The 13,424-nt window shown below is 61.4% G+C and carries 6 protein-coding genes and 1 pseudogene; all 7 read left to right on the top strand.

Annotated features, from left to right (window positions below; translation table 11 throughout):
• Window positions 1-333, top strand: a 333-nt coding sequence (locus AC5P76_RS18640) for an RHS repeat-associated core domain-containing protein (protein WP_495222807.1), incomplete at its 5' end; no start/stop codon positions are given.
• A gap of 1,198 nt (window positions 334-1,531) precedes the next feature.
• A complete protein-coding gene (locus AC5P76_RS18645; RefSeq protein WP_460256572.1) occupies window positions 1,532-2,476 on the top strand; it encodes an RHS repeat-associated core domain-containing protein in 945 nt (314 codons plus the stop codon).
• Window positions 2,473-2,964, top strand: coding sequence for a hypothetical protein (locus AC5P76_RS18650; protein ID WP_253120491.1), 492 nt, complete (start codon window positions 2,473-2,475; stop codon window positions 2,962-2,964). The genes AC5P76_RS18645 and AC5P76_RS18650 overlap by 4 nt, the downstream gene beginning before the upstream one ends.
• A gap of 844 nt (window positions 2,965-3,808) precedes the next feature.
• Window positions 3,809-9,886, top strand: a complete 6,078-nt coding sequence (locus tag AC5P76_RS18655; protein ID WP_253120488.1) for an RHS repeat protein — start codon at window positions 3,809-3,811, stop codon at window positions 9,884-9,886.
• Window positions 9,887-9,900: 14 nt separating this feature from the next.
• Window positions 9,901-10,785 carry an RHS repeat-associated core domain-containing protein gene (locus tag AC5P76_RS18660; protein WP_317233208.1) on the top strand — a complete coding sequence of 295 codons (885 nt, stop codon included), beginning with the start codon at window positions 9,901-9,903 and terminating at the stop codon, window positions 10,783-10,785.
• Window position 10,786: 1 nt separating this feature from the next.
• Window positions 10,787-11,044 carry a hypothetical protein gene (locus AC5P76_RS18665; RefSeq protein ID WP_053520314.1) on the top strand — a complete coding sequence of 86 codons (258 nt, stop codon included), beginning with the start codon at window positions 10,787-10,789 and terminating at the stop codon, window positions 11,042-11,044.
• 360 nt (window positions 11,045-11,404) lie between these two features.
• Window positions 11,405-13,424: pseudogene (locus AC5P76_RS18670) on the top strand (autotransporter outer membrane beta-barrel domain-containing protein); the annotation flags it as partial.

The raw sequence follows: 13,424 nt of genomic DNA on the forward strand, positions 1-13,424 counted from the left end.
GCATTGGGCGCCTGGCTGTGCTGCGTGCTGCTGCTCGGCCTTGGCGTGTCGCCAGCCGCAATTGCCCAGACGACGGTGACGTACATCCACACGGACGCGCTGGGCTCGGTCGTGGCCGAGAGCGATGCCAACGGCAACGTGGCCAAGCGCTATGACTACGAGCCTTACGGTGCTGTGGTCGGTGGTCAGGTCACGGATGGCCCGGGGTATACGGGGCATGTGAGCGACTCGGCCACCGGGCTGAGTTACATGCAGCAGCGGTACATGGATCCGCAGTTGAGTGTGTTCCTGTCGGTGGATCCGGTGACGGCGTATGAGCAGCCGGTTGGGTAGTTCAATCGGTATCGGTATGCGAACGGGAATCCTTACAAGTTCACTGATCCTGATGGACGGCAGGCGATTCCGATGCCGGGCCCTTACATCCTTCCCATCCCGGTTCCCCACCCCGGTGGAAACATCCAGCGCAGTGAGGATACATCCGGGGGGAATCGCGAGAGCGGGCCAAGTGGAAGGCCAACTTCGAGGCCCACTGAACGCCCCGCAGGTCGGGATACAGTTCGACGGGGGCGAGACGGGCAGCCAATACCCAATCGTTTCCCCGACAGACCACTACCCACGAAGCCCAATGGTGAGCCTGCACCAGAACCGGATGCGGCTGGCCCGCATACGCAACTGGGTCAGCGAGATGGTAGAAATGGAAAGTACGACCAGGCGAGAGAATTCGACGGTCAGGGGAGGCCGGCAAAGACTATTGATTTTACTGACCACGGCCGGCCGGGCAGTCATACGAACCCGCACGAACATCCTTACGAGCCGAGTGCTACCGGGGGCACTCCTTCACGCGGACCCGCGCGGCCGCTTAACGGAGGCGGATAGTCATGACCGTAAACGCTTGGGGCTTCCCAATCACGGGAGACAGGGTAGTTGAGGCGTTAAGAGAGAACTTCAGCACGAATGATATTTGGCTGCTATCGCATTTGGATGTCCCTTCGGGAGCGGAGTCAAAAGCGACCTTGGGTCATCTTCGAGAGCGGATGGTGAACAGGCCGTTAGAGGTGTCGACGGGTGATCTGTGCGATGCGCTTGCTGGCGCGCCGCAAGTATGGGTACTGGACATCCGGCTATCATCTGACCACGAAGTCCAGCTCTACATTGAAGATGGTGAGGTATTTGAGGAGAGTCTGGACAGGATGGTCGGAACCGGAGATATCGCTGGACCGACAGACCCGGGACTGAGATGAAATGTAGGTTCGACTCCTGTTTCCGGCACCATGTTTGATGAAAAGCCCCGGCCCTGGTCGGGGCTTTTTTGTGTCTGGTAGCGCCGGGCCATGCCCGGCGGAATGCGAGTTCCCCAGCAGTGCCAACCCATGGCGGGCAGCCGCAATTTCCGAGTCTCGCGGCCTACTCGTCCCTCCGGCTTCCCGAGCGCTTGGCTCCTCGCGCAGTTCCTGACGTGGCAACCGCAGCCGGTCATTCCTGTGCTATGAATACCCAGCCTTGCTTCAAGGCTCTTTCAGGGATTGGAAGGATGCGCAGGTTCGGGGGAACTGCAGGTGGTGTGTCGACCCGCTTCAGGAGAATTGAAGATCGAATTCGGAAGCTGGGGGCATTCGGCGCCTGGCTGTGCTGCGTGCTGCTGCTTGGCCTTGGCGTGTCGCCAGCCGCAATTGCCCAGACGACGGTGACGTACATCCACACGGACGCGCTGGGCTCGGTCGTGGCCGAGAGCGATGCCAACGGCAACGTGATCAAGCGCTATGACTACGAGCCTTACGGTGCTGTGGTCGGTGGTCAGGTCACGGATGGCCCGGGGTATACCGGGCATGTGAGCGACTCGGCCACCGGGCTGAGTTACATGCAGCAGCGGTACATGGATCCGCAGTTGGGTGTGTTCCTGTCGGTGGATCCGGTGACGGCGTATCAGAAACCGGTTGAGCAGTTCAATCGGTACAGGTATGCCAACGGGAATCCGTACAAGTTCACTGATCCTGATGGACGGCAGGCGATTCCGATGCCGGCCCCTTACATCCTTCCCATCCCGGTTCCCCACCCCGGTGGAAACATCCAGCGCAGTGAGGATACATCCGGGGGGAATCGCGAGAGCGGGCCAAGTGGAAGGCCAACTTCGAGGCCCACTGAACGTCCCGCAGGTCGGGATACAGTGCGGCGGGGGCGAGATGGGCAGCCTATTCCTGGAAGCAGGGGCGAATCGGGACGATCGCCATCGCCATTCATCCCGAGTGATCCATATTCACCTGAGAGTACAAGTGGGCGGCAGTCTGAAACGAGAAGAAATGAAGGCGCTTCAAGTAGCGATCCCGACTCGGTGATTCCTGACCGTGGGCCCGGAAGTGATCAAGGAGGGCATGCGAGCAGGGGAAGGACTCCTCACGATACCGGAGAAAGAAATGTCAATAGAAACGAGGAGCATTCTCGCCGACCCAAGGGAAATCCAACAGGGAGGTCTCGATGACTGATCGTAGATGGTCGCTGCCCTCAAATCGAGGAATGGAGAATCTCGAGTGTGAAGTTGTGGAGAGCACAGATCGCGAAATGGTCTGTCGCTTCACGCTGGTCGGCGAGTACTGGAATCGAGCGCCAGAGGGGGGGCGGGAGGCAACTGAGGATTTTCGCGTTGTGCTTCCGCAAGTCGTCGTGGCGCGAGACGCATTGGAAGGGCTTAGGCAGTCTTTTGTAGATTGGCTGGATGACGGTGGATCATTCTCGCGCGCGCTCCAGCCTGCAGATGGAGGTGGGCAGGTGCTTGAAGTCGGCTTGGGAGATGATCCGCGCTTTGTTCGATCCACGAATAAGGCTGTGTTTACCTTTAGCTACTTCTCCGGTCTGGTGATGACAGCCAGTTTCAGCTTCATGGTCGACCAGTCCTGTGTCCGTATGGCCATCGGCGGATTAACCGACTGCCTTCGCAATAAGGTCACGAAGTTCCGCCCATCACCATGACGCTTGGTCGACATGGTTGCACGGCGCAATTGACTGGTTGGGAGAGGTCGATCGTAATGCGTGGGTCGCAGGTTCGACTCCTGTTTCCGGCACCCGTTGCATGAAGTGCCCCGGACCGGGTCGGGGCTTTTTTCCTGCTCTGGTAGCGTCGGGCAGTGCCCGGCGGAATGCGGATTGGTTGGCAGCCCGGGAGCGCCTCCTGCTGTTGATTGATCCGGCCCCTCCCGAGGCTTCCGGGCGCTCGGTGGCTGCCGCGCGGGCTGGTGCCTCTGGCGTCAATGCTGCAGTCCCGCCATCCAGGCCCCGGTTCTGTGTTATGAATACCCAGCCTTGCTTCAAGGCTCTTTCAGGGATTGGAAGGATGTGCAGGTTCGGGGGAACTGCAGGCGTTGTGTTGATCCGCTTCAGGGGATTTGAAGATCGAATCCGGACGCTGGCTGCGGCGGGCCGCTGGCTGCGCTGTGTGCTGCCGACTGACCTCGGCTGTCGCCGTTCGTGCTTGCCCAGACGGCGCTCGTACATCCTACCGATGCCGTTGGCTCGGCCGTCGTCGAGAGCGCCTGCTCGATCTTCCCGCTATTGGCACCACATAGCCGGCGGCGCTGCTGGGGTGCTCGCGCTTCGTATCTGTTAGCGCAATCTTGCCTCGTGACCCTGGGAGTCCGGGTCACGAGTCGGGGTCAGAATTTTTCGAGTAAGCGTGCCCGGGCTGACGCCGACCCTGGGCCGGGGGCGTATCGGCGCGAGCGGGAAGGCCGTGCGGTTCTGTTTGCAACCACGGGCGCAGCGTAACTGAAGTCTGGAAGTGGGATCACAATTCTCGATCAAGGGATGAGGGGGCGGGATGGAAACAGCTGCAAAGAAGAGTGGTCGCCTGGTACTCGAGTCCATCAGCGCGGCTTTCCTGATTCTGTGGATGGCAGGCGCGGCACAGGCGCAGCAGGCGGTGCAGCAGCCCTACCAGGAGTACGACAAAAAGCTGCGCTCGGCGGAACTGGTTGGCCCACTCACGTCTGATCTGTTCGGGGACTCGGTGAACGCGTTCGATCGGGCCGCGCACTTCCGGCAAACCGATATCTCGTTGCCGGGCAGCAACGCGTTGCCGGTGGCACTCGCCCGCAGATTCAACATCCGTCCGATACCGCATCTTGGCCAGGACCCTGAGATCTACGGCGGTGCAGGCGATTGGAACATCGACGTCCCGTACATCTCCGGTGTTTTCGACGCGGATTACGGGTGGACATATCGGGGATCGACCAAGGTTCCACGTTGCAGCGCGAACTTCATTCCCTACACCGAGCTGCCCTTCAGAATCAACGACCTCTGGTCAGGCTACTCGGTGAATCTACCGGGTCATGGTGCCCGGTCGCTGATCGGCAGTCCTCCTGCCAGCTTCCGTCCCGATGCGCGGCGCGCGGACAACTGGAGCTGGACGACCAACGAACTGGACGCGGTGAGCTGCACGCCCATGGTGGCGGGCTATGAAGGTGAGGGCTTCATCCTGCAGACAAAGGATGGAATCAAATACACCTTCAATGTGGGTACGCAGCGTACCGTCGGGCAGATGATGGTCGATTCCTCCATCGGATACATCAAGACACGGATGGAGGTCTATCTGCTCGCAAGCCGAATCGAAGATCGATTCGGGAACAGTGTCAGCATCAGCTACAACGCGAGCGGGCATCCGACCAGTATCGCCGGTAGCGACGGTCGTCTTATCACACTGAACTACAGCGGTTCGAAGCTGCAGAGTGCTTCGGCGAACGGGCGTACGTGGAACTACGGATATGCGGGGGCTGCACTGCAGCGGGTCACCCAACCGGATGGCTCATCCTGGGAGATCGAGCACCTGGACAATAATCGCATCGCCTATGAAAACTGGACGGAGGACCCCGGCCAAGGGTGCGGTGGCGTCGCGCCCCTGCGTGAGAAGGTGTACCGCCTTCGCATCAGGCATCCATCCGGTGCCGTCGGCAACTTCAGATTCGATCATCAACGCCATTACAGGGCCGGCGTCCCTGTGCACTACTGCGCGCCGGAGTCCGCGGGAGAGGGGATTCTGCGTCACGTGCTCGGTGTTCCTTATTACTCCGACCTGCTGGCATTGACCGAGAAGACCATTGACGGCCCGGGGCTGTCTCAGATGCGGTGGACGTATGGCGATTCTGGTGATTTCCAGCCGATGTGGGAGGGGGCGGTAACTCCGTGCACGAGCTGCCCGCAGACCAAGGTCGTGAAGATCACACAGCCTGACGGCAGCTGGATCGAAGAGACCTACGGGATCGTCTTCGAGCACAACGAAGGAAAACTGCTCGGGCGCAAGACGGTGGCCGCATCTGGTGTGGTGCTGGAGACGGAGGAACTCAGTTACGTTTCTTCTGCCGAGGCGGCATCATTTCCGTTCCCCGACCGGTACGGTTGGGCGTGGGGCGGATTCGATGGGACGTCAGCGCTCGTCCGTCCCCTGCGGACGCGGCAGATCCGACGCGATGGCGTAACGATGACCTGGCACGTGGACGCCTTTGACAGCTATGGCCGGCCATCGCGCGTTACGCGGAGCAGTTCACAAGGCGCCAGTCGCACTGATACTACCGGCTACTACAATGACACCAGTGCCTGGATCCTTGGCCAGGTATCCAGTCAGACCAACGACAATACCGGTCTGGTTGAAGTCCAGACGGTCTACAACGCAAAGGCCATGCCTACCGAACAGCGGCGGTTCGGCAAGCTTCTTCAAACGCTGAGTTACCATGCTGATGGCACTGTGGCCAGCTTTGCCGATGGTCGTGGCAACAGCACGACACTGAGTAGCTGGAAGCGCGGTATCCCACAGGCGATAGGCTTCGCGGATGGCACATCGATGTCGGCAAGTGTCGACGACAATGGGTGGATACGCTCGGTCACCAACGAGCTGGGCTACCAGACGAGCTTCGACTATGACGCGATGGGCAGGCAGACACGCAAGGCATTTGCGGTGGGCGACACCGTGGCGTGGAGCCCGACTACCCAGGTCTTCGAGCGGGTCGACGCTGTCGAGCATGGAATGGCGGGTGGCCACTGGCGACTGACGACAAGTACCGGAAACCGCAACAAGGTGACGTGGTTCGATGCGATGTGGCGCCCTGCATTGACCCTTGAGCAGGATGCGAACAGCCCCTCCGCGACCGGGCGCTATCAACGATTCACGTATGACCATGCGGGTCGCACGACGTTCCAGTCTTATCCAGCTGCGGGGGCTAGTCCAAGCACCGGTCAGTGGAGCGAGTTCGACGCGCTGGGACGGCCAACGTCAAGTTCAATCGATAGCGAACAGGGTCTGTTGACCACCTTGACGACCTATCAGTCAGGCATGCGTGTACGTGTCACTGATGCGCGCGGGCAATCAACTATTACCCAGCATCGAGTCTACGACACGCCATCCTATGATCAGGCGGTAGCAATCGAGCACCCGGGTGGCGCTTTCACCGACATCGGGCGTGACCTGTTCGGAAAGCCGACATCCATCAAGCGCCGAAACGCAACCAGCGGCGTGTCGGTTACGCGTTCCTACGTTTACAACCCCCAGCAGGAGCTCTGCAAGAGTGTCGAGCCCGAAACTGGCGCGACGGCCATGGGCTACGACGCAGCCGGAAATCTTGCATGGTCCGCGGCCGGGCTGACTCAGAATGCGACCAACACCTGTGATTCGGCTGCAGCGCAAGCCTCAGGCCGCCGTGTCGATCGCACCTACGATGCTCGCAATCGGCTGAAACAGCTCATCTTCGCCGACGGTAGTGGTGACCAGGTGTGGTCATACAACGGCGCCGGTCTTCCGACGCAGGTGGTAACCGGCAATCCGGACGGAAGGCAGGTCATCAATACCTATGACTACGCCAAGCGAGGATTGATCATCAGCGAAACCCTGCAGCAGTCGGGGTCGGGAATCTGGGCGATGGGCTATGGCTACGACGCCAATGGTGCCTTGGCCAGTCTGCAGTATCCCAGTGGTCTGCAGGTGGCGCTGGCTCCAAACGCGCTCGGTCAACCAACCCGGGTTGGGACCTTTGCCACCGGCGTTGCCTACTATCCCAATGGCGCGCTGCGGGCTTTCAGCTACGGCAATGGCATCGCCCACAGCATGGCCCAGAACACTCGCGGACTGCCGTCCCGTGCGATCGATTCTGGAGTTCTGGACACCAGCATCGCCTACGACAAGAACGGCAACGTTGCCAGCATCACGGACGCGATCGAAGCAACCAAGTCGCGGCAGATGCAGTATGACGCCTCCGATCGCCTGACGCAGGCCAGCTCGGCCTCCTTCGGTGGCGACAAAATCTATCGCTTCACGTACGACGTTCTGGACAACCTGCGCAGTGCCAAGCTGGGCGGCATCAAGCAGCACAATTACTGGTACGACGCACGTAACCGCATGACGACCGTGAATCAGGATGACGGGAGTGCCATCATCGGCCTCGACTACGACGTGCAGGGCAACCTTGCCATGAAGAATGGTGAGGTGTTCCGTTTTGATCTCGGCAATCGCCTGCGTAACGTTGGCGGCCGCGAGACCTATGCATACGATGCTCACGGGCGACGAGTAGGCAGTTACAACGCCTCGGCCGGAGACATCCTCTCCTTCTACGGCAATGATGGAGTGCTGCGTCGACAGCACAACAAGCGCACCGGAAAGGAGCTTGAGTACGTGAGTCTGGGCAGCCATCTGATTGCGCAGGTGGAAACGGCGGTTGTTCTTGTAGCTCCTGTCCTCACTGCCCCAGCCACTGTAGCAACCGGAAGTTACACGGTCAGCTGGAGTTCGATCGGAAACGCGAATCGTTATGAGCTCCGTGCGTCCAGCAGTTCGGGTGCATCCTGGAGCAGCGCCTACGCAGGTAGTGCGCTTTCCTTCGCTGTCTCGGGGGTTGCCAAAGGTCCACGCCACTATCAAGTCCGAGCCTGTCAGGGAAGCGGGTGCGGGGATTGGAGCGGCTCCGTCGTCGTCAACCATGTTCCGGTGCCGGCAGTGGCACCTTCGTTGGCGCTGCCAGCGGTCGGTCTCAGTGGTACCCACACCATAAGCTGGTCGGCCGTGGCGGATGCAAGCCGCTACGTTGTCGAGGAACAGGCCGGCAACGGAGCGTGGGTTGTTGTACACGACGCCGCAGCCCTGAGTGTCACATTGAGTGGAAGGGCGGCCGGCAACTACAGTTATCGAGCGCGGGCATGCAATGTGTCTGGATGTGGGCCCTATTCGGCCGCGCAGACGATGACCGTGATCTACCCGACGGACACGGCGCCAACTGTCACTGCGCCTGCCAGCAGCTATTCCGGTGCCTTCACCGTAAGCTGGACGCCGGTGGCGGGCAGCGTCCGGTACGAACCCAGGGAGCGGCTTGGGACGGCGGCCTGGACCGATCTGGCCAGTACTTCTGGGACGTCCGCGGCGATCAGCGGCAAAGCCACGGGCAGTTACGGCTACCAGGTGCGCGCATGCAACTCTGCAGGTTGTGGGCCCTGGTCAAATATCGTTTCGACCACGGTGCTCCTGCCGCCGGCAGGGGCGCCGACCATTTCACTGGCCGGAAGCAACAGCACCGGAGCATTCCCTGTGAGCTGGAGCAGCGTTGCCGGCGCTGTGGAGTATCGGCTGGAGGAAAGGCTGGGCACTGGAACCTGGAAGGAGTTGCAGGCGGAAGGAGCGACGCAGCGCAGTGTTTCCGGAAAGACTTCCGGCACTTGGAGCTATCGGGTTCAGGCCTGCAACGCCGGTGGCTGTAGCGCCTGGTCAGCCGAGAAGGCGATCATTGTGCTGCTGGTGCCCGCCGCGCCCGCCGTCACGGCTCCCGCTACCAATAGCTCGGGAGCTTGGACGGTGAGCTGGCTGTCGGTTCCGACAGCATCGTCCTATCAGCTTGAAGAGCGTATTGCGGGGGGAGCATGGGCCAACGTGCAGGATGCTTCCGCAATCAGCAAGGCAGTCAGTGGCAAGCCAAGCGGTTCATATGAGTACCGCGCCCGGGCCTGCAACGCCAGTGGCTGTGGAAACTACTCTGCAACGGTCAAAACGGTCGTGGTCCTGCCTCCATCCGCTGCGCCGGCTTTGGCTGTGCCTGCATCCAGTACGAATGGCGGTTTTACTGTCACATGGACGACGGTTGCCGCGACAACCGAGTACCGACTGGAGGAGCTGACATCCGGGGCGTGGTCGCAGATCCAGAGCGGCGCGGGTACCAGTATCTCGGTCAGCGGACGGGCTAATGGCAGCTACTCGTTCCGGGTAAGAGCCTGTAATACGGGAGGCTGCAGCAGCTACTCAAGCACTGGCATGGTCACGGTTCTGCTCGCGCCTCAGAGCGCTCCAACGCTGAATGCTCCGGCCTCGGCGACGGCGGCATATACGGTCAGCTGGTCAGCGGTGAGCGCCGCGACACGCTACAGTTTGCAGCAGAGCGTGAACGGCGCTGCGTGGGCGGGAGCTGGCGATCACTCCGGTACAAGCGCTTCGTTGAATCCCGGCGCACCCGGCAGCTATGCCTATCGCGCGTCCGCATGCAACAGCAGCGGGTGTAGTGCCTGGTCTGCGACAAGGACGGTCAATGTGATACGTCCGCCGTCGACCCCTACGATCACCTATGCACATCATCACTGGTACTACGCCGGACCGCACGACAGCGAGTTCGCAAACTGCAGTGTCAGCTGGACTGCCTCGAGCGGTGCGGAGCGGTACGAACTCCATGCAGGCGATGGCACGACCGTGTATGGCCAGATGTATTCCGGGCCACTCAACGAGATCCAGGGGGAGAGCTACTCGATTGCATACTGCACCAGTCCCTATGTAGTGCGGGCATGCAATGCCGCTGGCTGCTCAGGCTGGTCGTCACCTTTCGAGCCCACGGTTGAGCGGGATCCGAAGCCGGAAAACCCGGGCGATCCGCCCCTCTGAACGGAGAGCACACCATGTCCGGGATGATCAGGCGCATCTGTCTGTTGTTGTTGCTTGCCGTCGTGGCGCTGGTGTTCGATGCCGCTGCACAGACGGTCACCTACGTCCACACTGATGTCCTCGGCTCGGTCGTGGCCGAGAGCGATGCCAACGGCAGCGTCATCAAGCGCCATGTCTACGAGCCATACGGGGCGGTGGTGGGCGGGCAGGTCGGCGATGGGCCTGGGTACACGGGGCATGTGAGCGATTCGTCGACCGGACTGAGCTACATGCAGCAGCGGTACATGGACCCGCAGCTTGGGGTGTTCCTGTCGGTGGATCCGGTGACGGCGTATGAGCAGCCGATTGGGCAGTTCAACCGGTACCGGTATGCGAACGGCAATCCTTACAGATTCACGGATCCTGATGGGCGGGAGAGCGGTGCAGCCTTCAAGGTAGTCAACGACGCCACGAATGGGCAGCCGGTGACTCCACCGCCAAGGAATCCCAACGACAGACTCGGGCCGGCAATTGGCGTTGCATTGACTGCAGTTCTGGCCGCTCCAGTGCTGGCAGAGGTAGGTCTATCTGCGATGGCAAATCCAGCAGCAGTTGCCACTGCAGCCGAAATTGGTGCAGGAGCTGCTGGCGTTACGGGTACGTCAGGCGCGCTGGCGGGAAAGATCACTGGTTACACGAAGCATGGGTTGAATCAGGCAATCTCCCGCGATGGGGGCAGAGGTGTCTCCCCAAGGGCCATACTATCGGCAGTAAAAGAACCTGTGAAGGTCGCCGAGCAGGCCGGTGGCAAGACTGCCTACACCGGGAAGGATGCGAGGGTGGTCCTGAATGGTGAAGGGAAGGTCATAACTGCGATTCCAAAAAATAGTGATGGGTTGAGAGACCCGAGGGTGAAGTAAAATGACACAGTCCATCTCCTCCCATCTGAATTCGCTGTTGGCCGAAATCGCAGCGAGGCACAGCTTTAAGTTGCCTGAAGAAGGAGTCAAACATCTGCTCGAGCGTGACCGAGAGTTGCTGATCGATGTATTGCTGCAAGAGCTCTCGGAGACGGGTTTGGGATCGGACGATGAGCCTAATCAACGAGGCGTCGAGATCGAGGAGATCATCGATTTCGTCAGCTCTATCGCTGATCAAACTCGTGCATCCAGCGACTGAGGATTCGTTCATTTAGAATCATAATCAACTGGTCGCAGGTTCGACTCCTGTTTCCGGCACCATGTTTGATGAAAAGCCCCGGCCCTGGTCGGGGCTTTTTTGTGTCTGGTGGCGCCGGGCCATGCCCGGCGGAATACGAGGGCAGGTGGCGCGATTCGCCGCCCGACTGGGGGTGAGGGCGACCTTCGGCCGTTAGTGCTTCCTGTCGTCGGCCACAGGCGCGACGGATGGCACTGCGACGTCCAGTGGCCCTGCATAGGCAGGGGCGTTGGCGGGGCGGCACTCTCTCGAACACAGGTAACCCGCATGTCGAACTCGTCGATCTCCCCCCTCACTTCCCGGTCCAGGCTGAGCATGGCGATGTCGTTCGCTCTGATGGCGGGACTCTCCACGCTCGATGCGCAGGCAAGCACCTTCCATCTGAACGGCGACACGATCTACTACTCCGGCGGCGTCGAGAGCAGCGATCCCAGGACCTTGGAGCGCATTCTCAGCGCGGCGAACCGGCAGGGACGGACCATCCGCCAGATCGTCTTCCGCAATTCACCCGGTGGTGCTGCCAGCGGTGGCGTTGGCATGGGCGAGGTCATCCGTCGCAATGGCCTGGATACCGTGCTGGACGGTGGTTGCTACTCGGCGTGTGCCGATGCGTTCGTCGCCGGTGTCAATCGTCGGATCACCCGCTTCGCCCTGCCGGTGTATGACGGTTACGACATGACCGTGCTGGGGATCCATGGCGAAGCCCGGGATGGTGTTCCCACGCCGTACCCGGGCCAGGAGAAGTACATCCAGTACTACCGGGACATGTTTGGCGCCAGGGACTTTGCCGTCATTGAAGGCCGGATCACCCAGGCCCACTACGAACTGACGGAAAGCTCCGGCTTCCTGCGCTATTTCGATCCGGCCACGATGGCCATCGCGACCCGCTTCTGCCCGACGCGCGACACCAGCGAGGACGGTGGCTGCACGGCCTATCCGGACGTGACGCTGTTCAGCGACAGGGTGGCGACCTCGATGGACTATGCAACGACCAACGATGTCCTGGTCATCGATGGCAAGCGGGTGAGCGGAAACATCAATCCGGCATTCGATCCCGCGCAGTTCTCCTATGTGCGCGATGTGGACGTGGACAAGGTCGTCGGCGGCGATGCCTTTGGCGTGATCAAGCTCACCGCGGGCGCCCATTGGTCCGCGACGGAAGACAGCGGTGCGTCGATTCTGTGGGTGGACTCGGGGAGGCTGGACATCACAGCGCAGAGCAGCCTGCTTACCGGCAACAGCGTGATAGGACGCAACGGTGCCGTCGATGTGAGGGACGGTCTGCTGAAGGCCGGGAGCACGATCGTGGACGGTTCGCTGTCCCTCGCCTCGACCGGCGAACTGGACAACAGCGATACGCTGCTGGTCCGGCGTGGAGGTGAGGTGGCGATGGCCGGTGGTCGAATCTCCACGGCCGTCGTGACGCTGGATCCAGGGGCCGCACTGAAGGGGCATGGAACCATCGGCGCGACGGCCTATGTCGGGGATCCGGACTATCCCGACTTCCCCTGGAATGTTCCGCAGGTGGCGCGGGTGAGGGTGGCCGGTGGCGATCTTCATCCGCAGGGCGGCCCGTTGACGGTCAACGGCTATGTCAGCTTCGCCTATCCCAATGCCGGCCGGCTGCTGTTCGACATCACGCCGGAAACGCGCCAGGCGGGCCTTGTACTGGACGCATTCGAGGTCCATCGCTGCGACAGCCAGGGCAGCTACTACTATTGCGGAAACGGGGCGGCCACCACTGCGCCGGGCTTCCTGATCGGCGGCACGGTCGGCAAGCTCGCGCTGGATATCGCACCGGGCTACTACCGCCAGGATCTTTCGATCCCGCTGGTACAGGGACGTATCTATGGCAGCAAGGAAGGCAACGAGCTGACCACCGCGCTGTTGAACGACAGTGACAGCGAGTTCGATGCCAGCGTGCCGCAGCTGCAGGCCGGACAGGTCGCCTTCACCCGTGCCGAGCGGCAGGACGGCTCGGGCTACAGCGCCGATCTGACCAGTGCCGACACGGCACAGCGCAGGTTCCATCCGCGCGAGAACTCGCTGCTCACGTTCAATATCGTGCAGACCGGCGACGGCATCTGGGCGGTTGCCAATCCGGCCTTCGATGACGTGTCTCCGTTCGCCAGCGTGGCGTCGGGCGCGGGCCTCGGCCAGGCATTGAGGACGGCGGCATCGCAGCCGGCGTCGGCGCTGGAGCCGCTGCTGGGCGCATTGCAGTTTGCCGACCGCGACGTGGTCGCGCAGCAGGCCGGTGCGCTGCGTGGCGATGCGCATGCCACCCTGCGCCTGGCCGACAACGCCCTGCTGGGCAGCATCGGCAACGTGGTCCAGCAGC

The sequence above is a fragment of the Stenotrophomonas sp. YJH_SMC_36 genome, assembly GCF_059369935.1.